The sequence below is a fragment of the Aquisediminimonas profunda genome (assembly GCF_019443285.1).
In the GTDB taxonomy this organism is placed as follows: Bacteria; Pseudomonadota; Alphaproteobacteria; order Sphingomonadales; family Sphingomonadaceae; genus Aquisediminimonas; species Aquisediminimonas profunda.
The window spans coordinates 2,166,526-2,190,382 of the sequence record NZ_CP080327.1; the positions used below are offsets into that span (position 1 = coordinate 2,166,526).

At 54.3% G+C, this 23,857-nt stretch carries 18 protein-coding genes, 1 tRNA gene and 1 riboswitch; of the genes, 5 read left to right on the forward strand and 14 right to left on the reverse strand.

Annotated features, from left to right (window positions below):
- Positions 1-22: 22 nt before the first annotated feature.
- Together K0O24_RS10780 and K0O24_RS10785 are read right to left on the reverse strand one after the other, a co-directional pair.
- Positions 23-322 carry a S4 domain-containing protein gene (locus tag K0O24_RS10780; RefSeq protein ID WP_219892762.1) on the reverse strand — a complete coding sequence of 100 codons (300 nt, stop codon included), beginning with the start codon at positions 320-322 and terminating at the stop codon, positions 23-25.
- Positions 298-2,808, reverse strand: a complete 2,511-nt coding sequence (locus K0O24_RS10785; RefSeq protein WP_219892763.1) for a helicase-related protein — start codon at positions 2,806-2,808, stop codon at positions 298-300. Before K0O24_RS10785 ends, K0O24_RS10780 begins: the two co-directional genes overlap by 25 nt.
- 198 nt (positions 2,809-3,006) lie before the next feature.
- Between K0O24_RS10785 and K0O24_RS10790 the strand changes: the two genes are divergently transcribed.
- From K0O24_RS10790 to K0O24_RS16800, 4 genes are all read left to right on the forward strand, one after another.
- A complete protein-coding gene (locus K0O24_RS10790) occupies positions 3,007-4,527 on the forward strand; it encodes a M23 family metallopeptidase (protein WP_219892764.1) in 1,521 nt (506 codons plus the stop codon).
- 63 nt (positions 4,528-4,590) lie between these two features.
- Positions 4,591-4,666 (forward strand) — tRNA-Thr (locus tag K0O24_RS10795).
- A 176-nt stretch (positions 4,667-4,842) separates the two neighbouring features.
- Positions 4,843-6,366, forward strand: a complete 1,524-nt coding sequence (locus K0O24_RS10800) for a site-specific integrase (protein WP_219892765.1) — start codon at positions 4,843-4,845, stop codon at positions 6,364-6,366.
- Positions 6,367-6,990: 624 nt separating this feature from the next.
- Positions 6,991-7,692, forward strand: coding sequence for a PEPxxWA-CTERM sorting domain-containing protein (locus K0O24_RS16800; RefSeq protein ID WP_246610953.1), 702 nt, complete (start codon positions 6,991-6,993; stop codon positions 7,690-7,692).
- Between the two features lie 430 nt (positions 7,693-8,122).
- On the opposite strand, the gene K0O24_RS10810 is transcribed toward K0O24_RS16800, so the two are convergent.
- Both K0O24_RS10810 and K0O24_RS10815 read right to left on the reverse strand, forming a co-directional pair.
- Positions 8,123-9,493, reverse strand: a complete 1,371-nt coding sequence (locus K0O24_RS10810; protein WP_219892766.1) for a hypothetical protein — start codon at positions 9,491-9,493, stop codon at positions 8,123-8,125.
- Positions 9,493-10,062 carry a recombinase family protein gene (locus tag K0O24_RS10815; RefSeq protein WP_246610954.1) on the reverse strand — a complete coding sequence of 190 codons (570 nt, stop codon included), beginning with the start codon at positions 10,060-10,062 and terminating at the stop codon, positions 9,493-9,495. The genes K0O24_RS10810 and K0O24_RS10815 overlap by 1 nt, the downstream gene beginning before the upstream one ends.
- Before the next feature lie 287 nt (positions 10,063-10,349).
- Here K0O24_RS10815 and K0O24_RS10820 point away from each other — a divergent pair, with 287 nt between their 5' ends.
- Positions 10,350-11,288, forward strand: a complete 939-nt coding sequence (locus tag K0O24_RS10820; RefSeq protein WP_219892768.1) for a restriction endonuclease — start codon at positions 10,350-10,352, stop codon at positions 11,286-11,288.
- Between the two features lie 89 nt (positions 11,289-11,377).
- Here the strand turns inward: K0O24_RS10820 and K0O24_RS10825 are convergent, their stop codons facing one another.
- The 10 genes from K0O24_RS10825 to K0O24_RS10870 all read right to left on the reverse strand — a co-directional run bounded on the left by K0O24_RS10825 (position 11,378) and on the right by K0O24_RS10870 (position 23,798).
- Positions 11,378-11,575 carry a hypothetical protein gene (locus K0O24_RS10825; protein WP_219892769.1) on the reverse strand — a complete coding sequence of 66 codons (198 nt, stop codon included), beginning with the start codon at positions 11,573-11,575 and terminating at the stop codon, positions 11,378-11,380.
- Positions 11,576-11,931: 356 nt separating this feature from the next.
- Positions 11,932-12,321 carry a DUF6994 family protein gene (locus K0O24_RS16960; RefSeq protein ID WP_425514735.1) on the reverse strand — a complete coding sequence of 130 codons (390 nt, stop codon included), beginning with the start codon at positions 12,319-12,321 and terminating at the stop codon, positions 11,932-11,934.
- A gap of 96 nt (positions 12,322-12,417) precedes the next feature.
- Entirely contained in the window at positions 12,418-12,897 is a 480-nt protein-coding gene (locus K0O24_RS10835; RefSeq protein WP_219892771.1) for a hypothetical protein, read from the reverse strand.
- 281 nt (positions 12,898-13,178) lie between these two features.
- On the reverse strand, positions 13,179-13,379 hold the full coding sequence (locus K0O24_RS10840; RefSeq protein WP_219892772.1) for a hypothetical protein: 201 nt from the start codon (positions 13,377-13,379) through the stop codon (positions 13,179-13,181).
- A gap of 65 nt (positions 13,380-13,444) precedes the next feature.
- Positions 13,445-13,546: riboswitch (SAM-I-IV-variant riboswitch) on the reverse strand.
- Positions 13,547-13,755: 209 nt separating this feature from the next.
- Positions 13,756-14,478: a DUF6994 family protein gene (locus tag K0O24_RS10845; protein ID WP_425514736.1), complete on the reverse strand. Its 723-nt coding sequence runs from the start codon at positions 14,476-14,478 to the stop codon at positions 13,756-13,758.
- A 159-nt stretch (positions 14,479-14,637) separates the two neighbouring features.
- Positions 14,638-16,404, reverse strand: a complete 1,767-nt coding sequence (locus K0O24_RS10850) for a GmrSD restriction endonuclease domain-containing protein (RefSeq protein ID WP_219892774.1) — start codon at positions 16,402-16,404, stop codon at positions 14,638-14,640.
- A gap of 161 nt (positions 16,405-16,565) precedes the next feature.
- Complete coding sequence (locus K0O24_RS10855) at positions 16,566-17,768, reverse strand: hypothetical protein (protein ID WP_219892775.1); 1,203 nt, start codon at positions 17,766-17,768, stop codon at positions 16,566-16,568.
- Between the two features lie 24 nt (positions 17,769-17,792).
- Positions 17,793-20,948, reverse strand: coding sequence for a type I restriction endonuclease subunit R (locus K0O24_RS10860; protein ID WP_219892776.1), 3,156 nt, complete (start codon positions 20,946-20,948; stop codon positions 17,793-17,795).
- A 1-nt stretch (position 20,949) separates the two neighbouring features.
- On the reverse strand, positions 20,950-22,182 hold the full coding sequence (locus K0O24_RS10865; protein WP_219892777.1) for a restriction endonuclease subunit S: 1,233 nt from the start codon (positions 22,180-22,182) through the stop codon (positions 20,950-20,952).
- Entirely contained in the window at positions 22,179-23,798 is a 1,620-nt protein-coding gene (locus tag K0O24_RS10870) for a type I restriction-modification system subunit M (protein ID WP_219892778.1), read from the reverse strand. Before K0O24_RS10870 ends, K0O24_RS10865 begins: the two co-directional genes overlap by 4 nt.
- Positions 23,799-23,857: the final 59 nt, after the last annotated feature.

Genomic DNA, 23,857 nt, shown 5'->3' on the forward strand with positions numbered 1-23,857 from the left:
TTTGTACGACTCTTGCCTAGAATCAGCGATAGCCCACGTCAATCGGCTGTGGCACCATCATTTCTTCATAACAGGATTGTGCTTCAGCGGCCGGTCCGCGTCGGACAGGCATTCGCACCACACGGATTGCTCGGACCTTGCTCTGAGCAATCAATGTAATTGTCTGGCCGACCCGGACCTCGACATGGGACGTGGAAACCGGTTTGCCATCGATGCGCATGCTCCCCTCAAGGATCAATGCCGTCGATTTGGATCGACTTTTCGCAAACCGGATAAAATAGAGAAACTTGTCCAGCCTCAGGATTTTTCCTTTCGTATCCAATCACGCAGGACAGCAAAGCTGCCACTCGGTCTGATAAGCTCCTGTTTTCTGCGGTGCCTTCCGATCCAGCGCCAAAGCTCTGGGTTGGTCGAGCCCGCGGGCTTAAAGCCAAGCGCGCGCATAATTCGTGCAAGCGTCGGTTGTCCGATACCGAGTTGGGTGGCAATTGTGGCGTCAGGAACAAAGCTGCTCTTGCCGCTTCGCTGTTCGTGTAAGGCCCGCGCGATCCGCTCGACGAGATCTATTCTGACCATTTGGTTGCCAAAGTTTCGATATCCTGCGTCCAATGCACTGGCAGCCAATTCTGGCGCGGGTCGGTCGAGCAGCGTCAGCCCAGGCATCGGTAGCGGAGGCATAGGGCGATTACGTTCCACCGCCAGCAATGCCATTCTCAGTCGTGTTGCTTCCGGCTTCAGCAAGCCGTGGTGAAAAATGTCGAGTGCGCCGATCACGATCCCCGTCTGTCTTAGCCGTCGCCGCTCTGGCGGCGGAAGTGCCTCAAGATTTGTATCGAGCATGGAGCGTGTACAAAGGCCAGTTGTGCTTATGAGCGTCGCAATAATTGCGCGTATTGCTGCCGGCATTTCAGGATCTTTTGAAATCCGTTGAAATTGATTCAAGGGCGCCAGGCGAGTTTGGACACAATGCGTCAGCCAGGTCTCGAGCCGTTCTTGCACCTGCAAACGCAATACCGGCGGTAGTCGCCCGAGGGCGGAATGGAGAAGAACCGAAGGAGTGAGCAATGTGCGACCACGCCGAAGGGTAGCGACACTGGCCCCTTTCCAGAGGATTGCAATGTCTTGGCCAGGCAGCGTGCACAATGTGAATTCGCGCTCTGATCCGTCAATAAGCAGAAGAGCACGACGTTCAATTTCGCTCGGCAGCCGTTTTTCGACGGCAGCTATCAAGCGCTTGTGATCTTCAAGACGCGTTGCATGATCGATCCGCAATACGAAGCCGTCCAGAGTTCCCAGGGGCTCATCCTCGACCATGATCGCGCCATTTTCCGCAAATCGCACGTCAAGCGGTGGCGCGTCTGCTGCCATGCTGCGGACAAGTAGAGTGGTTCGGCGGTCAACAAATCGCTGGGTCAATTTCTCATGAAGCGCGTCCGAAAGCCGTTGTTCAAGGGCGACCGTGCGTTCCGCCCATTCTTCAGCGTCTGTGAGCCAGTCGCGCCGTTGCGATGCATAGGCCCAGGTTCTCACCGCGGCGATCCTGCCGGTCAGGGCAGAAATGTCGCCCTGCACAGAGTCTAGCCTAGCGAGTTCCGAAGCGATGGCATGAGCAGGAATGACGCCGGCCCCTGACTCGAGATACCGGAATATCTGCATCACCAGTCTTGAATGGAATTCCGCGCCCATATGGCGAAAGTCTGGAAGACCACAAACCTCCCACAGACGGGCGATACGAGCCGGTGTGTTCAGCAAATCGCGAAGTTCCCCAACCTCTTGGATTCTTTTGAGGACAGCAAGATCGATGGCTTCCGGTGCTGGCCTGAGGTTGATGAGGTCGGGCGTTCTCTCAAGCGAAGCAATGAGTGCATCCATGCATGTGAAGTCAGGTTCAGCTTCACGCCAGAAAAGGTGGTCAAGCGGCGCGAACCGATGATTTTCGATACGTTCAATTTCAACGTCTGTGAAATTTTGCTGTCGCTCACCGCCTGCAAGTACACCAAAGGTCCCGTCTCGTTGGTGTCGGCCGGCCCGTCCGGCGATTTGCGCCATTTCAGAAGTGTAAAGTCGCCTCTGGCGCTTGCCATCGAACTTGGACAGGCTCGCAAATGCGACGTGCCCGAGATCGAGATTGAGACCCATTCCGATCGCGTCAGTCGCTACAAGATAGTCCACGTCTCCAGACTCGAACATTGCGACTTGAGCATTGCGAGTACGAGGGGACAGCGCGCCCAAAACCACGGCAGAGCCGCCGCGCGTTCGGCGGATCATTTCCGCTATTCCGTAAACCTCTTCTGCAGAAAAGGCGACGATGGCTGACCGTGCAGGAAGCCGGGACAACTTCTTCGGTCCCCCATAGCTAAGATTGGAGAAACGCGGGCGATTAATAATCTCTGCTTCTGGAACGAGTGAGCGAAGCAAAGGAGCAAGGGTTGCGGCGCCGAGAATCATTGTCTCCTCGCGTCCGCGCACATTAAGTATGCGGTCCGTAAAGACATGCCCTCGTTCGGGATCCGAGCCGAGTTGCGCCTCGTCAATCGCAACAAATGCCACGTCGCGCTCCACCGGCATTGATTCAACCGTGCAAATCAACCATTTCGCATGCGGCGGAAGAATCTTTTCTTCCCCTGTAATCAGTGCAACCGCTGAGTCTCCCTTGATCGACCTCACACGGTCGAAGACCTCCCTCGCTAACAGGCGCAGTGGAAAGCCCATCATCCCGCTCGAATGCGCACAAAGGCGTTCGATCGCGAGGTGGGTCTTGCCCGTATTGGTCGGCCCCAGAACCGCTTTAACCGAAGCGCCTGACATACAATACACATTGGTTGCTCAAGCGATTCACGCAAGGGGAAGAATCGCAGGACAGGGAATTCGCACGATTCAGCGCAAAAATAGCAGAAATATCCGGCTCTTAGTTTGACATTAACCATCTTGGGCCAGAAATACCGGAGACGCGTCGGTTAAATGGCCGTACAGTCAAGAACCGGGGTCAAGAGGGGGCGATAGCCTTTGTTTCAGCGCAGCGAACATGGATTTGGCCATGCGGGCCTGACGCTGACGCTCAACTCCGCGCATGCACTGCCCGTAGAGAGGGAGGGCTGGGCCGGCCGTTTCGATCGCTTGGCCGAATATCTGTCTGGGCTTGATTGGGTTCCAGACCTTGGCGCCAATGTCGGCTCTCTCGAATGGTTTCGCGGGCTTTTTGCCTGCACCCTGCTGTGCGTTTTGCCGATCATGTTGATGCCGGATATGCGCCCATTGCCGGTTGCTGTGCCTGCCCCATTGGGTCACGATGCCTGGGAGGAGACCAGGGCCCAGACGATCGCTCCGGCTGCCTGGGGCGGCGACACAGGCAAGCATATGGCTGCAACCGATGCCGTGATTGCATTGGCCAATGCACCTGAACGACCTACTCTCGAATTGACAGCTTCGCTGGGGCAAGGGGATGGATTTGCCCGCGTCCTTGAACGCGCCGGTGTCGGGGAAGATGAGGCTCATCAGGTTGCCAACCTTGTTTCCAGTGCGACTGCTCTGGGCGACCTGAAGCCCGGAACTCAAATCAAGCTGACCCTTGGACGCCGCACCAATCGCAATGTGGCGCGACCTCTCGATTTTCTGGCGTTCCGCGCACGGCTTGATCTTGGGCTCGTCCTGAAGCGCGAAGGAGCGGGGCTAGCCTTGCAACGCATTCCCATTTCGGTTGATCGGACACCGCTTCGCATACAGGGTCAGGTCGGAGACAGTCTCTATCGCTCGGCGCGTGCTGCTGGCGTTCCGGCTCGGGCAGTGGAATCCTATATCCGCGCAATTGCATCCAAACTTTCGCTTGGGAGTGATGTCAATGCTGACGCTCGGTTCGACCTGATCGTGGAACATGCGCGAGCGGCGACCGGGGAAACCGAAGTCGGGAAGTTGCTCTATGCGGGGCTTTACCGTGGGTCCCGCAAGACACAGCTTTTGCAATGGACTGTTGGTGGCCGCACGGATTGGTATGAGGCATCCGGTGTAGGTCAGGCGCGGGGGGGCGGTTTTGCCCAGCCGGTTGCCTATGCCCGGATCAGTTCCGGCTTCGGCATGAGATTCCACCCGCTACTCGGATACACGCGTCTGCATCGTGGCGTCGACTATGCCGCACCATATGGCGCGCCGATCCGTGCGGTCAGCGATGGTTTCGTCGCCAATGCAGGTTGGGCAGGCGGCTATGGCAATCAGGTCAGGATTGCCCATAGCAACATTCTCGGGACAAGTTATTCCCACATGAGCCGTATCGTTGTCAGTCCCGGAAGCCGAGTATTTCAAGGCCAAGTCATTGGTTATGTGGGCTCAACCGGACTTTCAACGGGGCCACATTTGCATTTTGAAGTTTATCGGTCGGGTCAGGTCGTCAATCCCATGACCGTCAGCTTCGCTTCAACATCCCTACTCAGCGGGAATGAACTCGCGCAATTCCGCGCGAAGCTTTCAGCTTTGCTGAGGCTTCCTGTGAATGGGAGTGCTGCGACATCTTCTCCTTCCACAGCCTGGCGATAGAAATTTTGCTACATCAAGGGCTGGACGTTCGCTCGCAATTCGCGCAAATGGCGCTCCGCATGTGCCGGCTTAGCTCAGATGGTAGAGCACCTGATTTGTAATCAGGGGGCCGCGGGTTCGATCCCTGCAGCCGGCACCATGCCCTCTTGCGGGGGCTGAAATCCAGCAGAAGCGCCATTTTTCGTCTCTTTGTTGACACACAAGGCACATGACGAAGGTACAAAGAGGCGCTATATGGCGATACTATTGAAACACGTCCTTAAACATAAATCTGGCAGGTCCAGTTACCGCAGAGCTTTCCCACCGCACCTAAGGGTGCTTATCGGCCGAAGGGAACACAAAGCTTCTTTAGGTCGAGAAGGAGCCCCTGGTTTTCTTGCACTGTATGAGGCCGAGGCGCGAAAATTTGATATCGAAGTAAACAAAGCCGTCAAACAGAGTTCTGGCTCGTTTGATCCGTTGGACCCTCCGCTCGTCCGGTACCTGGCGGATAGCTTTTCGCACAAGGCTTTAGCTGTAGACGAAGCCCAGCGCGATCGGCTCCCATCACCCTATCCCCGTTTCATGCCTCGAGGGAACCCCGAGGAAGACTATTTGGCTAGTAGGGAACTGCTAGAAGGCTATGGTAACCGTGATGAACTGAAAGAATATTGGGGAGAATGGGTCTACGAATACGCAACAGATATGGGCTACATTCTTGATCCAAATGGTGAAGACCTGAAGGACCTCTGTGAAGCGATTGCAGGTGCCGCTGCCCGGATGTGGGTTGATCACTACCAGGTCCGTATGGACCCCGAACATTCACAAGGCGGAGCACGTACGAAGACACCGATAAAGCCCTGTAAGCCGCTTGAAGGCACTTCTAGTCCAATAGGACCTCGCGTTCCTCTGCTGGCTACCTTTGATGCCTATGCGGCTTCGCGAGGCATGACGCCCAATGTGAGAGAGGAATGGCGGGCGAGTATAGTTCGTCTCGTGAAATTCCTTGGCCATGACGATGCTGCTGCAGTTTCTTCATCCGACCTCAGACGTTGGCGTGATGTTTTACGTGAGGAGGTGTTGCCCAAAGGGACGAAGCGCAGCCCCGTAACCGTTCGCAACAAATACATCCGGCCGGTCAAGGCTACTTATGCATGGGCGCTCGGTGAGGAGCTGCTAACCCATAATCCAGGTACAGCGGTGAAGGTCGATACTCCCAAGGCTGCCCGACTACGCAGCAAGGCGTTCACAGATCTCGAAGCACGAGCGATCTTGAAGGCTACACTTGACCCGCCTCCAGCAAGACTTTCAGTGAGCTATGCTCGCGCTAGGCGCTGGATGCCTTGGCTCATGGCGTATTCGGGCGCTCGCGTGAATGAGCTTAGCCAGCTTCGGGGGAAAGACATTACGGAGATCGAGGGACACTGGACAATGCGCCTTACGCCCGACGCTGGCACCATCAAGAACAAAGAAGCTCGCATTGTGCCTCTACACCAGCACCTAATAGATCAAGGCTTTCTTGCCGTTGTTCAAGAAACAGGGGCGGGGCCATTGTTCTATGATCCTACGCTCGTGAAAGTTCAGAAAGACACCAATCGTCACGTCAAGAAGGTTGGAGAACGGATCGCCGAATGGGTGAGGAACGAAGTTGGCATTGCGGACAAGGATGTAATGCCCTCACACGGGTGGCGTTACCGCTTCAAGGGCCTATCGCATGATTGGGCAATGGAAGAGAGGATGGTTGACGCCATTCAGGGCCATGCCCCTCAGACTGTCGGCCGGACTTATGATGGCGCGTCCATAACGGCTATGGCGAAAGCGATAGCGAAAATTCCTCATTATCAAGTTGACGGCGTCTAGGGGCATCGACTGCGGAAAAAGGGCTGGCGAGGGTTGCCACTCCAAAATAGCGCTCGGAATGCAGATTGACCAATTAGAATACCCTAAGTTGGATCTCTCGTGTTGTGCCTTGGCACGCTTCCGAGGTCATATGGGGCTGTAACCTTGATACTGCCCATTTAAGCGCGTGGTTGCCAATAATCCCCGACTGTTATCCTCTTAGGCCGGTCGCCCTTAGTGTCCCTATAATACACGATATAGCCTTCTACTTCCTCCTAATTGCCCGAATAAATCACCTCCAAAGCGGGACATTCATTGCAAAGCTTCTAGGATGCACGTGGGAGTTTAAACTGCCCGTTAGGTCACCCCTCATGGCAATATGGGCTCCCAGTGGGTCTCTGAGAAGCCCTGGGAGGCATATACTGTGATGAACTAACTAGGATCAGAAGCTTTTAAACCACTTGCATAATAGGATGCGGGGTTGTCAATTTAATTCTAATTTCAACATAAACGAAATAAAAGAAGTAATCTACCCATATATGATAATAAAATCACAAATGACCTAGATCGAAACAATTTATATTTAATTATGGACGTCATTGATGATTTTGGATAATATTTATTTTTTATCAGGGAGAAATCAAAGTGCGGGTCTCACATTTTCTAGTTGCAGCTGCGGCGATTGTTTCAGCCCCGGCAAATGCTGCAACCATTATCCAGACTGTGACCAACAATACACAGGGTCCGGGATTTATCGGCTTTGATCAGGCTCTTGGCAAACTCGATAACGTTCAACTGTCACTCAGTGTCAGCTCCTGGCGAGCGTATTTTCTCACCGGCCGAGGCCTCTTTGCCCCTGGATCACCAACCCAGGTTCCATTTGACTGGTCGATAAATGGATCAATCGGCTTCTCTCTCTTTTTTGGCCAGCCGCCGGTCAAAACGTCCAGTTTCAATATCCCGATCACGGGCGCCGGTTCGACTGTGGTTGACATAATTTCCCCCTTGTCACCTCAATTTGAGACGTTCGCCAAAGGCTTTGCAGATCTTACGCTCAATCCTGCAGATTTCGTGACCAGCAGTAACATCAACTATTCGCGAACGGATCCCGGATTGAATAATTCGAGCCTTGACACGCTTATCACGACACCAGTGGATCTGGCCGCGTACAACTTAAGGTTGGGGAACGATTTTCTTAGTCCGGACAACAACAGCTTCTTCAGCGCCGTCCTGACATACAATTACACGGCCGTCCCGGAGCCCACGACCTGGGCAATGATGCTCCTCGGTTTTGGGCTTGTCGGCTCGTCGATGCGTCGTGCTCGGCCGAGGCTGGCCGGCGCCTGAACAGCGATCGCGCCGACCGTTTACAAAACTGACAGCGCCGCCAAGCCGCTAATTGGTGAGACGGCGCTGGTTTTTGCCTCGGGCCGCATTCGGCCACGCATCAAACCAAGGCCAAAGGCGCTGCGCGATGCTGCGCCAAGGTAGCCATTGCCTCAGGCTCTAAGTTAACCGGTGGACCGCCTAGGCGGAGTGGGTCACAAATGGCTAACCGCTACACTTTGCGGACGGTGGACGATCCGCCCCAAAAAGAGATCATGATCCAATTTCCCACCAGTATACGTTTAGGTACCTGTCGCTAACTTTTAGGCTCTTAGGTGGTGATAATAACAATCCCATCAAGCACTACCAAGGTCACCTATCGCCCCATATCGTAGCTATGGCCTCAGGTATCGATATGCTCGATAGGCCCCTCAAAGTCTTGACCATCGACCTAAGGCGAACTGGTGATTGGCAGGCCAGAAGTCTTCAATAAGGGATAGACCCCCACTTCATCCATGAATGACTGCTTTAAGATCCCTTCAGCCAGATGCGCCTTGGAAGCTGGGACGATGATGCTGTCATGAACGGGAAGGCAAGGCACACCATGGCTATAGGCAAGTGTCTCCATGGCCTTGATCACAACGCAGCTTTCAATGAAGTGAAAATCTCCCCACCTGAACTCGCTCCTAGGCCAGTCTTTGAGCACTGGAATGGCATCAATGATAAGTTCCTTCGTTGCGGCAATGGGATAGGTCTTACCTAGGGCTGCCCCTATATCTTCAGGTAGGCTCTCGCGCACTTTTGACGACCACTTGAGGTGATAGCGGCTATGCCCAAGGGTCATCGTCACCCAGGCCTTAACGACTGGACGCGGCAAACCCTCGATGATGTATGGGTCCACCAATATTGAGGTCCTATCGCCCTTAAGCGCCCTTAGGATCGTCAGGTGACAAGCCTTCACATCAATCTCGACAACCGCCTCGCCATCTATCGTCATGGCAGAGCGTTCCTCAGCGTTCGCACTCTGATAGCTGTTGGCACCCAAAGAATAGAGGCGTCCGCCCTTGTTCCACCTATATTCATCACGACCGCCCTGACTGAACACGCGCGAAAACCCTCGATGACCCAAGCCCTCTATGAGATGGTTCGACAGGAATGTGTTGAGCTTGACGACCTGAGTATGAAGTGCGGCTTCGACGGGGCCTTCAAGGTCGATGGGAATGCTCCTGCCTTTGATTTTGAAGCCATGTATCACTCGCGAGCCCTCACGGCACTGGAGGGGGAACATGACACCGGCTTCGGGGTTCGAAGGCACTACCTGGAAATGCTCTCGCCAATTCTCCGGACTAATGCCCTTCGCCTCTGATTGCCTGAATAGGGCGTCCGTCCCTCTGGCCCGAGTGGCTTGGCCATGATGATAGGAGGCTTTCCCGCTGAACACTACCTTTTGCTGGAACCCTTTGGCTACTTCAATCAGCCCTAAGGTCTGAAGGCCGCGATGTGCAGCAATAAAGGTGTCGTGCCCAACCCCCGGTGCCACAAACCCATTGGCACGATGTGAGCGAAAGCCATACGTGGCTCGATCCTTTTCGGCATTGATGAGGAGGTCACACAACAACGCTCCAACAGCTCGCGTGAATAACCTGCCAGGCTTCGGGCGCCTGACATCTGGCTTGGCAGTATGCAGCTCCGAGGCTATCTCTCCTACCCACTCGATTGCCGATGCGGATGTGGGAACACCCTCCAATTTCATATAGCGAGAGGCGGACGCTTGTGCTGCGGTTATCCTAAGCCCGTCAGGTGCTTCCGCTAAAATGGCCATCAAGAGGCCCCTAGGCCCTCCCGAGCCTCCATGGCCCTATAGACGCTCGCCCGTCCGATCTGGAGACGCCTTGCGACCTCTGCGGGCCCTACGCCCTCAGCAAGGAGCAGCCGAACCTTCTCACGGTCGATGGCGACTGGACGGCCCTTGTAGCGCCCCTCCGCCTTGGCCTTAGCGATGCCCTCCATCTGCCGTTCCTTCCGGATGTCAGCCTCAAAGGCGGCAACGGCACCTAAGACCCCAAGCATCAACCGGCCGGATGAGGTGGTGGTATCGACAGCACTTTGGCTGAGGCAGCGGAAGCCGACGTTCTTTGCCGTCAGCTTGTCGAGGATGGTGAACAGGTCGCCCACTGAACGGGCAAGGCGATCAAGACGAGTTACGATTAGCGTATCCCCCTCGCGGAGATAGTCCAAAGCCTCGGCCAACTGGTCACGACCCTCTGTAGAGCGTCCTGACATCTTCTCGGAGAAGATCTTTTCGCACCCTGCGTCCTTCAGGGCCTCAAGCTGCACATCGAGCGATTGCCCCGTTGAACTGACCCTAGCGTATCCTACAAGCTGACCCACGGTACGACCTCCCGACTGTCTCATTTATCTCTAAGGATTGGCTAGTCGCATGTCTCATAAATCTAATCAAGCTTAAATGAGACGTTGATTGTGTCTCACTGACATGTTCCCTGTGAGTATACTCATTCGGACATCGCAACGAGAACATCTACCAAAGCCGTTCGTAGATTATGGATCAACCAGGGCGGACAAACTGTTTGAAGGGCGGCCGTTGCGCATAGCCAGCTCGACTGATAGGAAATTGTCTATGTAAGGCTTGGGTTCCCCAAGAGAAGAGGGAGCATCAGGTGCCATTAGAAGACGGTCTCAATTCTGATATTACATCTTTTAGGATGGCGGATAAGGTCCTAACAGCTTTCTTCGAAGAGAAAGACGCTATTCTTTCCGTACTGCGCAATCATCCCGAACTAGGCAAAAGGCCGTACGCTTTATCATACGACTACCATCGAAATAAGATGACTTGCCCCAGTAAATTCCCAAAGGACAATCCAATCCACATGGCTTTGGTGAAAGCAGGATTAGATCGCTTTGGCGCTCTTCTGGCAAAGAATGGCCGTTGGAAAAATGCGGTAAAACTTCTTACTTCGGTGGAGGGGTTGGAAAAGAAACTCTATATAGAAGGATTTGAGCTCATAGATGCGGCTCTATATCTTGTCATAATTCTAAACATCTACGAGCCGAACCGAAACCTGATCCAAAACCTGATTGGCACCCATACACAGATTGATGCACTTGGCCGTGAAAACCTAAATGCTGTCCAAAAGTCATTAGAAAAGGTCGTTAAAAAGTTCGCGGGAGATACTTCCTTCATCGACTTTTACGACAATACAGCCAGGGCACTAATTGTTTTGGCAAAGCATGATGCAGCTGTTCTCAAAATTTCGAAGACTGCTGGGCGCGGCATAGATTTCGAACGAGATTGCGAGCGTCGATTGGTAGACGGTGGATTTGAAGTCCATATCACGCCGATGAGCGGTGATTTTGGCGCTGATCTCATCGCATCAAAGGACGATCTTGGATACGCAGTCCAATGCAAAGACACGGTTAAGCCGGTTGGAGTGAAGGCCATCCAAGAGGCTGTGGCAGCTCGTTCGCATTATCGAACCGACTATGCCGTCGTTTGTGCATCAGGCGGTTTTACAGAAGCTGCCATTGAGCTGGCTTCATCAAACAGGGTGATCCTTTGCAACGCGGATCAAATTGTAAAGCGGCTTGATGCTGTGTGAGTTGAATTCTGAGCACATCGCCTACCAGCTTACGGGTGAAGCGAAGAACCACAATGGAGACCAAAAATGGCTTCATCAGATGCAGAAGTTCATTGAGCGACAACGCCAGGATGGGTTGGATTGGCTAAACCCAAAGCTTCCCTAAGCGTTCGATTGAACCGCACCAGCACCTCATCAACTTCAGACGTGATCTCGGCACCGGACTTATCCAAGATTTCGGTCAGCTCAATGTCTAGTATCTCGTACCAGTCGTCGGCGGTGAAGTGGGCAAAGAGGCTTTCGGTCATTTGATGTGCATCCCATAAGCACCGACCAAATGCAAAGACATTGCCTTATGGGGCAAGAAATGTTGCGACGCTGATTTTGGTGGCTAGCGCCCATTGCATTGCTGTCGCTGTGCTTACTTGAATTTCGCGGAGCCGATAAAGGCTAAGTACCGGCAAAATGCCTCTTTGAACCATAAAGATCCGCCAGCTCTCCATTTGGTCCCAAAAATAACTGAATGGTGATTAACGGGTCCCCACTCGAGGGGTTGATTATACTTGTCTCAGATTATGATCACCCATTCGCAACAACCGGGTTCGCTGCGCGCCCCTCATGGCCGGTCGGACCTTCATGTCATCCGCTCATCGCTTCAAGTCGTTTAGCCACTAATTGGGCTACTAAGCGTTATGTCGATCCGACGATTTCGAGCCTCAACGAATTCGATGCTTTGGCGGCGATACTTGATAAAGACGTTCACTTCCCCTGTAACCAATGGGGTCTTGAAGTCATCCAAAAGTGGGAGGAACGCGCGATACCTGGAAAACGTTTCAACGAGCGGGCTGTCCTGAAGCAAGTAGTGCCGGCGAATGCATTCGAATGTGAGATCAAACCAGTCCAAAGTCTTGCCATTGAGGCCTCGCGCTCCGTCGATAGTCTGCTTGCCGTCAATCTTGTTTCTTAGGAAGACCATCATCTCGCCGATTGTGTATCCTGTGCTCTGAAAGGCTTCGTTTTTCTCTTCAGAGAATAGCTCGATGACATGCCTCAACCTTTTCCATCTCGTGAACGATGGGATTACAGGTCGATCGACAGCAAGAACTAACTAAGTTCGGGCCGGTGATTTAGATAACTGCCTTGCACAGTGTCAGGCAGGTGAATGTGATGCACGAGCATCCGCTTCCAACGCAGCAATCATACGCAACGCAATCTCAGTCTGTTTGCCGCGCCACATCACTGGAAGAGCACCGTCATAACTGTTTGTATTTTGCGCCTCAGAACCGGCCAACTTTGTTGGCCTGACCTTCAGTCGCCAAACTAGTAGTGGAGAATACGTACGCTGTAACAGCCAGATGTCGTCAATTTCCGACCACTTATGATTTGTGATCCAAAGGGGATGATGGAACGAGAAACCGTCTGCTGCTATCGCGAGACGTGCAGGACGAATGAAATGTGCGCTACTGCTGAGGATCCCAAAACAAAATATTATGATACCTTCGGGAGCGAGGGCAGTGGCTCGACCGTGTGGATGAATGAAAAACCAAATAAACATCGCGACGAAGAGAAGAGAGATTAGCATTCCATAAATGCCCCAACCTCGTGAACTGTTATAGACAATTGGTTTCATTCGGTCGGTGTATCGCACGGCGCTAATGTCTGCAATTGGGAGGAAGCTGCCGTAGCTATGAATGACAATATGATACTTCAGCCACTGCGCTGGCTATAGGCCACTAAGTTCCACAGAGTCCTCTAATGCCCTCAGGACTCGAAGCCCACCTAAAGGCTCCCAAGTGACCTGAGCACGACTTAGGGGTTCAGCAAGGCTTACAGCGACTCTGAGCGCCACGGTCGTGCCTGGGTCAGACGCTGTGATGACCAGCCAGTCATGCTCATGGCGAGGAATCAGTTCTAATGCACCACCCGATGAAGCCGCAGGGCTCTTTGCAGTGCCTTATCGAGATGATGGATCAGTTCCTCGACCTTCTCGTTCCGCTCGCAATTACCCTCCTTCATGATGCCCGTCACGATCCAGCCGATCAGGTCGTAGCTGTGAAATGCACGCTCTTCAGGGGTCATATCGTCAAAGGATTTTCTCAATGGTTGTGACATGTTTGGCTCCATTTATCGATGTTCGATCAGGAGCTAGACCCACCTACACACTCGGAAGTTGCTGAAGCGGCCCACTTAGTTGCCGTCCGGCCACATCCCCTTGCGGGTACCACCTTGCCGGGTCTGGCAGGTTGGTGAGGGCACGAGCCCGGCTCTTGATGCTTCCTGAGCAATGGTCCGGCGGACCTGGGAAGTCAACCACGTCAGTATCCCCCAGTTCCACATAGGAACCAATGTCGATTGAATGGCAACGAACGGGTCCCCTTTTTAGGGTTTGATTATACCTTCCGCAGAATGCGGTCACCTATTCGCGACTGGCGGGTTCGCTGCGCGCCCCTCATGGCCGGTCGGACCTTCATGTCATCCGCCCATCTTTTCAAGCCATGGGGCTGCTGGTTGGGTTATTATGCGTTAGGTCGATCCGACGATTTCGAGCCTCAACGAATTCGATGCTGCGATGGCGGTACTGAACATAGGCGCCCCGATCCCCTGGAACCGATGGGGTCTTGAAGTCATCGAATGGCATAAAGAAGTTGATCGTTGCGTAGTCCTCGGTGACGAGGTCCTGCAACATAAAGAAGTCGACATACCCGTTGAAGTCATCGAACAATGCGAAGAACTCGCTATATCTGGACAACGTCTCAGCGAGTGGGCTTTCTTGGATCAAGTAGTGCCGACGGATGCATTCTAGCGTGAGATCGAGGCGGTCCGCAATCTTCCCATTGAACCCGCGTGCTCCGTTGATTGTCTGCTTGCCATCAATCTTGTTCCCAGGGAAAACCATCATCCCGCCGATTGTGTAGCCAATGCTCCTAAAGGCCTCGTTTTCTTCCTCGGGGAATAGCTCGATGATGTGGCTCAACTTTTTCCATCTTGTGAAAGATGGGATGACTGAGTCGCTCGACAGAGAGAACTCACCCAGTTCGGAACGATGATGGAGGTAAGCGCCAGGCATAGTATCATTCAGGTAGAAGGGTCGACCGCTCGGCAATGGTTTGCTCCAAAGGAGCCGGTGGTATTGTCGAAGGGTGGGACTGTGACTGTCAGGATCCTTTCCAGCCGCGTCAGTTCTTACGTCAAATGAGGTATCAATTCGCATTCTTCTTTGTACCCAATTCGTTGGTGAATTCTCCAATCGGGCCCGCTGTTGCCATTGCCGCCATCCAATTGCCAAATCTCTGGATGGTTGTGGAATGCGGACATTCAAAACAGGAAAATGCCGACTGATGCGGGCAAGGTATGCGGTCGCTATTCGGGCTCAGCCCATTTCGTTTTCATCCTCGACGACTTCATGTGTAATCTTGGTGAATCCCCATTTGGCCAGGCATCCTTCGAAGTAAGTCTCCCGCAACTTGAGGAAGTCTACGAAATCTGAGCGTCCTTTGATTGGCTTACGCAATACTTCAAAGGCGGTTTGAGGGATTGCTTGCCGCTCGTATCGCTGAACCACTTCTACGTCTGGCAGATTTGCCAGGGCGTCGACGATCTGAAGCGAGGGATCATCATTGAGAAAACGCCCGTTTGTGGCCGCCGTCAATTGCATTAGGTTGAGAAACAGATCAACACGGTCGCCCTTGCTCTCGTCCCAGCCGACGAGTTTCTCCACGAACTTTTTAGGAAAGATATGATGCGCGGCGGTACCAGCTAAACCAAAATTGACGGGCTCACTTGTAATGGGATCGATCAGCTTCTCTTGGTTAACTAGGCATCTAAGGAGATTTGCTATTGCTCCCTTAGTGGAAACAGAAGTGAGCGACGGGATCGTAACGTCGCGCAACCAGACAGGCATATACTCATCTGATCCCTGCTTTATCCAATTTATTACGTCCGTCGCGTCGCCAACTTGCTTGTTATGGACCCCTTCCTGGTACCTCTGCGACAAGGCCGATCCAACGATCCAGCGAGTCAGGCATGGGTTGACTTTAGCCTTCTCGCCTGGACCTAGCGAGGAATAGCCGACTTCCTTGAACACAATCGCCATTGGCATGAAGATCGAATCGTACGGGATCAGGTTGTCAGTTTTATCCAGCGCCATACCAAAATTGTCTGTTAGAAACTCTCCTACCTTTGAGAGTAGCTCAGCGGCTTCATCCTTTCGGTTATTCCAAACAGCTGCCTTAAGCTCTTTTGGCAGAAGTGATTTTTTTGGATTCCCACCACCGAGAGATACAACCGTTTGAAGAGTGATCTCTCCGGATTTATCCATGTTCTTGATTTTGGGGTACGCTGCTTTGATAATCTTCAAATCATCGCGAATGTCGATCTCATCCGAGAATAGGACGGCTACGACCAATTCAAACGGAGTCAGAACCTGTCCTGTCGAATTTAATGTCGAAAAGATCCTGCTAATCGCATCTAACTGCAACGTTGACTCAATCGATACATAGGGAACATCAGGCCCGCTAGCGATGACAAAGTGTGGTTTGATCACGTTTCTTATGAGAGGCTTACGTTCGGGATATCGGATTTCATAGAGCTCGAGATAGTGATCTCGCCACTTCGAGTTGTCGACTCGCAAAAGGGAAGTCCATAGCAAGTGTTTTGAATTGAGAAGATTAAAAGGCTCTTTTCGGGAGATGCGCCCGACGCAGTAACCCTCATCATGATCTAATTCAGAGAGAAACTCAGCGACTGCTGCATCATCTTCGATGTTGATATCACTGCTTTCGAGCAGCTTTAAAAGCTTGTCGAGGTCGATGAAATATTGAGATTGGGATTCTTCCGAGTCACCATAAAAAAGGTCAATGCCAGCCGTAAGACGCTGTTGTCCATCGAGGATCAGGCGCTTTGTAGTCTTGCCGCCCGCATCCTTCACGGCCCCTCGAAATGAACGCTCTTTTAGCTCTTTTTTGGTGCCTTCAAGTGCAATTAGACTGCCAATCGGGTAGCCTCGGCGAAGGGAGTCGTAAAGAGCGATGACCTGTTTTCGTGTCCATTTGAAATCACGCTGGAACGCGGGCAGCTTGATCGCGCCGTCATGTGCTTGCTCGACCCACTTAAGGTAGCTTTCAGTTCCGGTCGCCATAACGTCACTTCTCCGCAAATCGCCTCATCCCTGTCGAAGATTCTCTGAGGATGCAACGATACAGCATCATCTGAGGCGACGCGTGCCGTCAGGTCAAGGCCGTTCACAGGAGCAGGTCTCCTTGCAAGGGGTGATCTTGATTCATTCTTAAATTGATCTCTCTAAATGTTTGGCCATCCAAAGCCGAATTTGCCCAAGTAGTAGCGGTCATGGAGGAACTTCAAATCGTTCTCCCATTGGCGGATGGCTTCTTTCAGGTTGGTCGTTTTTCTGCGCTTTGCCTGCCGCACAAATGAAGCGATGCTGTATGCCATTTTCTTCAGCCTAGCTTCTGTTCCTGGAGGGGCCCATTCTTGCAGATAGCTGGGTCCATTTAGTGGCGGGAGGTTCATTACAAACAAATGAGACAAAAACGAATGGCGCTCTGCGTCGCGAGAATCTGCTCCTATCCCCACTCGATAGCCAAGATAGCTCAGCATTCCCGTGATTTGCCACCCTCGTACATCAAGGTTTCCATCACCACGCAGTGCTTCAGTCGAGGGCCACTTGAAATAGTCGGGATGTTCGGGACCAAGGCCTGAGCGACGCAACCACTCCTTTTCGATGACAGCAACGATTCTTCGAGCTTCGACAATGTCGGGAGATTCCCCAGCTCTTTCAGCGAACCGATGTAGGTATGTGATTTTCGATAGCCACAAGTCACGAAGCTCTTGAAAGCCTCTTGGAATTTTCGGATTAGCCTTCGCTATCGGGGCATTTGGAGAAGATGCCTTGTCCACGATATAGGATCGGATCCTTGCGTTTTGCGCCAGTCGTGCTTCGCGGTTTTGAGTCTGTAGCTTTAGTTCTCGTTCAAGGACCACGTGGCTTGCGGCCATGATACGTGTTTTTATTTGTGGCTTGGCCTTATTCTTTTTTGACCGTGACTGTGACGCGGCTTGCACCGTCTCAAGAGCAATGCGCTTGTTCTCAATGGCCGTCCCAAGCTTTACCTGCCGCTTGGCCGGCCGATTCGATCCTGATCTGGGCTTCTTTGGTTTATCTGCTGACTTCTTGACACTTTGCAAATGAGTGGTCTTTGGATTGGATAACGAGCGTGGCCGCTCTGCTTTGGAAGCCTCGGGCGGAATAGCCGGGGGCTCGAGGCCCGCAGCCTTAAATGCATCGCTCAATGCGTCCTGCATGATACCGCTTGTTCCCACCTTCCGGGGCTTCGCAGGCACTGTCGCAGGCGTCGGATCGTCTTGGCCGAGCCTAAACGTTACCGTCTTGTGCTCTCCTGTTTGTCTGGCGGTCTGCTCGGCGAATCTGACGGCGGCATCAGCCTTTGCCTTCCGCCCGGACACGGGCTTTATGATACGCACTCAACGTTCCCTTTCGAGGCCTGATTAGGCCCTTATTCCTTCTGCATATCTTCTGAGAACAAAGTCCCAGACGGCGTCGATCTTGGTCAACAACATGTCCTGGGGATATGGTGCTTCCGGAAGTTTCGCATCCAAAGTGCTTCGAATTTCCGAGAGCACGGCCCCTCGCGTCTGCTGACCCCTTGTCCAATCAATCGCGTCCAGGAGTTGTGCTAATTTCGCCAGCAACTCCCTTGCGGCGGCCTTTACGGACACCTCCTCCGCCTTCGTGAGCTTTGGCTCCGGCCGGGTGAGAAGATCGAAGATAGCCAGCTCATCCTCACTCAGGCCCTCTCGGGCTGCCCTGCGCTCCTCGTCGTCCATTTCGTCGACGAAAGCCTTCAGCGCCGCAAAAAACCGCTCCGCATCAATTGACCCGGAGTTGTATGAGGCCACCAGCGTCTCGAGCTTCTCCACAAGGTCCAGCCGAGTTGGATTGCGTTCGGCCATGGCCTGGGCCTTCTTTTCGGCACCCTCGCGCAGTCTTGCGGCTGCTGTCTTTGGCGTGGTTGCAAAGAGATCAGTGAGCTTCTCGAAGTCAATCGAGGAGAGGTCTACGCGGCCTCCATCGCCATCTCCTTCCACGATGGGGGTGAGGATCGCCACGCCTTCGATCTTCTCGTCGAGCAACGCTGCGATCTTTGCCGATATGGCCGAAATGTCGGTCGGTCCAAGCTTGGCCCGAACAGCGTCTCCAAGCGTGTGGAAGACCGCTACAGGCTGCAGATAGGGTGCAGCCCGCTCGTCCGGCAATAGTGCCTTGTAGGCCCTCACAACGCCCCCAGTGAGCCGCAGAAACTCCCTCCGACGCTCGTCTGGTGCGACCAGGGTTTCCACTGCGTGACTGACGAGCTTAAGGCGCTCAAGGCCCTTGCAGGCCATCACCGCATCCACATCCACGCCAAGGGGCTTAACGAACGCCTGGGCGACCTCCAGTGCCCCCTCAAGAGCCTCCACAAGGGCCTTCTTGTCCTGGATGGGTGTGGCGTCACCAGTCCCCGCTCCGGCATAGACAGCGAGTGCCTTCTGCAGGTTCTGGAAGACGCCCACATAGTCGACGATGACGCCAGCAGTCTTCCCCTCGGCCCTGCGATTGGCCCGCGCGATGGTCTGCATCAGCGTGTGGTTCTTCATCGGCTTGTCGAGGTAGACCGTGCCAATCGTCGGGACGTCGAACCCAGTGATCCACATGGCACACACAAAGACCAGCCGAAGGTGATCCTGGGGGTCCTTGAACTTGGCCTCAAGGTCTTCCCTCTGCATCCGCTCGCGGTGGGGGAGGATGTCGAGACCCTTCTTCTTGAGGTCGTCGATCTCATTCTGCCCCTGGCTGACGACCACCGCCATGTCGAGTTCACGTAGCCAGGTTAGCCGCTCGGCGATTGCAGCGCCTTCTGCCTCATGGGCTGTCTTGAGCCGCACTTCGTCCTGAGCGATCAGTCGCACAACCGCTGCCTTGACCTTGTTATGCATCCGGACGGCAGTGGCCTTGTCTATCGCCACGAACATCGCCTTGCCTCGATAACCTCTGAGCGCGAAGTGGAGCGCCACGTCGTCAGCAACCTTGTCCAGTCGGTCTGGATTGGTGATCAGCGTGTATTGCTTGGCGAACTCGCGGTTCAGCCTTGCCTCCTGGTCCTCATTGAGCATCGCCTCATCAAGCAGCGCGTCCATCTCCTCACGAAGCTCATCAGCGTTGAGTTGCAGCTCGGGCTTGCGGGCTTCGTAATAGAGGGGAACCGTCGCGCCGTCCTTTACGGACTGAGCGAAGTCATAGATTGAAACATAGTCGCCAAAGACTTCTCGGGTCCGGCTCTCCTCGCCCTGGATCAGTGGCGTGCCCGTAAAGCCCAAGAAGGAAGCGTTGGGAAGCGCCGACCGCATATTGGCTGCGAGTTGATCGTATTGGCTACGATGAGCCTCGTCCGTGATGACAATGACGTCGGACCGTTCCGAGAGGACCGGCATGGGCTCCCGGTCGTCCGTCGAGAACTTCTGGATCAGCGTGAAGACGTAACGCTCATTGCCCGCCAAAAGCTCCTTCAGATGTGCCCGGCTGCCCGCCTGAGCCTGACGGATGTCCTTAGTGAGTGCGCCCGTGGCGGCGAAGGTCCCTGCGATCTGATCATCGAGCTCTGTCCGATCAGTGACGATGACGAACGTGTAGTTGCCGCCCAAGCGCCGCAGGACCTTTTCGGCGAACATCACCATCGAGAGGCTCTTGCCGGACCCTTGGGTGTGCCAGAAGACACCGAGGCGTCCGCTATTCTCTCCGATGTGCCGTACCGCCTCCATTGCGCGGTTGACCCCAAGCACCTGATGATACTTGCCGACGATCTTCCGAAGTCCCCCTCTGGCTTCCTCAAAGATCAGGAAGTTCTCGATAATGTCCAGGAAGCGCGATGGCTCACAGGTCGCCCTGAGCATGGTCTCGAGGCCGATGCTTTCGGGCCCGCCTTCTTCCAATCGCTTCCATGGAGCGAATACCTCGTAGGGCGCATGGCTGCCGCCCATGACCGTCTCGACACCATTCGACAGGATGACGAAGCCATTCGCATCAAACAGGTGCGGAATAGTGTCGCGGTAATCGCGGAGGTTCTTTTCATAGGCTTCGGCCAGGGGCTGGGTGGGAGCTTTCCACTCGGCAAACATCAGTGGTAGTCCGTTTACATAGCCGATCGTGTCCGGACGTCGTTTGTGGAGGATGCCCTCGATCCAGACTTGGCTGGCCACCAGGAAATCGTTCGCGGCCGGTTCGAGCCAGTCGATCACGCGGACCATAAGGTCCTCAAAGCGCCCATCGTCCTTACGCACCTGCACGGGAACGCCATCGATGAGGATGTTCCGAAGTTCCCTATTGGCGTCCATCGCAAGCTTAGCCGAGCGGTCTTGCGTGAGAAGAGCTTCGGCCTGCTTCAGCGCCTCTTCGGGCATTCCAGGGTTTAGCTTCGTGAGTGCGGCTCTCAGTCGCGCAGGCAGGTGAACCTGGCGAAACGACGTGCGGCCGGTGGGGTTGTTGGGTCCTGGCGCTTCATCGAAGAGGTCTACATGCGACCAGCCAAGTTCCTGCAGCAACTCTAGCGCAGGGCGTTCGACGATACCGTCCTCAGAGGCAACAAGGCCAGTAAGGGAAGGGGCCATATCAGGCGGCTTCCTCAAGTTGCTGCTCAGCGACCTCCACTGAAAGCTGGCCTGAGATGAGACGAGGGAGGAGGAGATCGCGAGATGCAGCCAAAGAGCGACTAGTTCGACGTATTTTCTCAACCAGTCTCAACGTCGGTTCAGCAAACCTATTGAAGTCTGCCAATACCTGGCCTGAGGGCACCACGACCAAAGCGCGGTCGAACGTCGCAGAAGTTACAGCCGGATACGCCGCTCCCGTGGCGTGGCCAACTAGATACCCGACAAACGCATCTGTCGTTACCCAATGGTAAAGGTATGAAAAGGGAACGGATAGCGCGTCGATGACTGTAAAGCCGGTAGAAGCAATAGTATGCATTTGTGGGTCGATTAGCACGGCAAATGACCGCCGATTTGGCCTTACGTTTGACCATAGGATACTTCCATCCGCCACCATCCGCCTCGCTCGACCAGGTGCATCGGAAAATAGCATCCATGAGACGTTCTGGACCTCACCGGGAGCAACCGAAGCTATGTCGATGTAGCCGATCGTTTTCGGCGCTTGGGCTGGCCTAAGTGATCGTGCATTAATGGATGCCACTGCAGAGAGAGGCATAGTTCTCCACCCCTCCGGCAACACCCCCTCGGCCATCTCAACCATCGGCACATCTTCATGCCCTGGGAAGCGGAAGCGGACGAACCACTCCTCGAACAGGCCCCGCGCCATCTCCTCAAGCAACGCCACGCGCCGCCGGTTGACCTCGATCAGGTCGTCATAGGCCCCGAGGATGGACGCGATGCGGCGTTGGGTGTCGAGGGGAGGGGCTGGAACGAGTGCATGAGCTACAACTTTGGCATCCGCTCGTTGCCTTCCCGATGCCCCAGACATGCTGGCTATAGCGGGTGCTCGTACGTCCTCGCTAACTGCCAGGTAGTGAACAAATCCAGGATCAGCGACCGCAGGTTTCGCGCGAAGGACTATGAACTCGGTGGACCCAAATCCTGCCTTTCCACATGGGTCGTATTGAGCGATTTTACCATTCTCTAGGCACGGTGTAATCCGTGCAAGCAGCGTATCACCTGGTTCGAACCGAGCCCCGCCAGCCAATGAACGATGTCCCTGCGCTTTAACATAACGTCGTCCTGGCGAGACGTTTTCCATCGCAACAAATGGATGGTCGTTGCCCTTTGCAAGCTTGGTTTTCGGATTGACTTCCGCAAGCTCACTGAGCGGAGCTAATGGAAAGTGGCTCATGCCTCCAACACCTCAGCGACGTTCTGCGCGATCACTGCCTGCAGCCGCGCCGCCTCGGCGTTTAGCCCCTCTAGCTCCTCTTGAAGGGCTTCCAGCCGCATTTTGAAATCCTCATCGTCCCGCTGCTCGCCAAGGGCCACACCAACATATCGGCCAGGATTTAGGCTCCAGTCTAGAGCGGCGAGCTCTGCCCGATTGGCGGCTTTGCAAAGCCCTAGAACGTCCCGGTATCCCTCGCCGCCGAAAGCTGAAGCCACAAGTGCCGCGCTGCCTGCTTCTACTTCGACCTCCTCGCCCCGCCAAAGCCGCACAATGTTGCCCAAGAACTCGATCTGTTCAGGAGTGAAGTCGCGGTAGGCTCGGCTTACTTGATGGAAGATGTGCCGCGCATCGATGAAGAGCACCTGATCTCCCCTCGGCCCCATTGCCTTGCGCCTATCGAGAAACCAGAGGGTCACCGGCAATGTCACTGTAAAGAACATATTTGGCGATGTGGATATGATGCAGTCGACAGCACCACTCTCAATGAGCTTGCGCCGCATCTCCTTTTCAGAACCCCCGGCATCACTTGCGCTGTTCGCCATGACGAAACCAGCACGGCCGGTCTCGTTAAGCGCTGCATAGAACATGCCGATCCAGAGGTAATTGGCGTTGTTCGTCGTAGGGATGCCAAGAGGGAAACGCGCGTCGACTTTCCCGGCCTCGTTGACCAACCGATCCCGATCCACCTCGGACTGATTGAAGGGTGGATTTGCCATCACGAAGTCGAACTTGCCGACCATGCCGTGCGGGTCCTCATAGTAGCTGTTGGCTTCCCGAATGTCCCCGGAAAGGCCATGGACCGCCAGGTTCAACCGGCAGAGCCGTTGCGTGTCTGCCATCTTCTCGGTGCCGTGAACGCTCAGCTCCCTCGAAGGTGTTTTATGATGACGGCGGACGAACTCTGCAGAGTGGACGAACATCCCGCCTGACCCGCAAGCGGGATCGAATATCTTGCCGTGATAGGGCTCGATGACCTCGACGATCAGCTTCACGATGGACGACGGCGTAAAGTATTCCCCACCTTTCTGCATGAAGGCTGAGGCGAACTGGCCCATGAAATACTCGAAGATGAGGCCGTAGGCGTCCCCCTCGATCTTAAGGGGCGCAAGGAGCCGCATAAGCTCTCTCAGGACGCTGTCAGGCAACGATCCATAGCCCTGAGGCAGCACCCCAGCGAGGTCCGGATTGGCCTCTGTAATGCCCTTCATGGCCTCGTTGAGGGCCTCTGCCAGATTGGATGTTTCAGGCAGCCCGAGCAGGTAGGAGAAGCGTGCATTGTCCGGCAGAAACACTGCGCCGCGCCCTTGGTAATCACTGGGAGCTGGGCTCAACCGGCCGGTAAAGGTTTTCGCCAATTCCTGTCCGACAAGGTCAAACTTGGTCTCCATCTGACGAAGGGCAATAAGTGCCAGCACGGGTTGCGCGTATTGATCCGGCCGAAGCGCGGTATTTGTCCAGAGTTGATTGGCGGTCTGAAATAGACGGCGAGAAAGGTCCTGAAGATCGACTGCCACGTTGCCCCTGTTTTCTTTGAGATGCTTGTTGTTCGATAGGATAGCAGCATGAGCCATCATGTCGACCTCGAACTACCTAAGGTCTCCTAGCTCAATCGGCTTGCAAGTCGGGACGAAAA